Origin of the sequence: Stenotrophomonas sp. SrG (assembly GCF_050031795.1) — a bacterium.
Classification (GTDB): Bacteria; Pseudomonadota; Gammaproteobacteria; order Xanthomonadales; family Xanthomonadaceae; genus Stenotrophomonas; species Stenotrophomonas rhizophila_A.
In genome coordinates this window covers 1-247 of record NZ_JBNBBE010000729.1, presented here as the reverse complement: position 1 = coordinate 247, position 247 = coordinate 1, and the positions used below count along the sequence as shown (strand labels likewise).

The following is a 247-nucleotide window of genomic DNA, read 5'->3' as shown; positions in this document are numbered from 1 at the left end:
ATATAGGGCGAGGGCGCGATGACGTGCCCGTAGCCCGTCGGCGTCCGGTCGGCCAGCAGCATGTCCAGCGCCAGCTGCGGCATGCTCACCGGTGGGTACCAGCGCACCGCCGGTGACACATCCGGTGCGCGTGGTGCGGCCATCCAGTCCGGTGGCCGCCACGCGGCATCCGGGGTGACGAGGGTAAACGGGTCGCTGGCGTCCTGCAGGTACACCACCCGCATCCGCGCCCAAGGCGCGACCGCCG

General features: G+C 72.1%; 1 protein-coding gene. It reads right to left on the bottom strand.

What is annotated here, in order from left to right:
• Positions 1–215, bottom strand: a 215-nt coding sequence (locus ACQG3P_RS21510; protein ID WP_426806189.1) for an alpha/beta-hydrolase family protein, incomplete at its 3' end; no start/stop codon positions are given.
• Between the last annotated feature and the right edge of the window lie 32 nt (positions 216–247).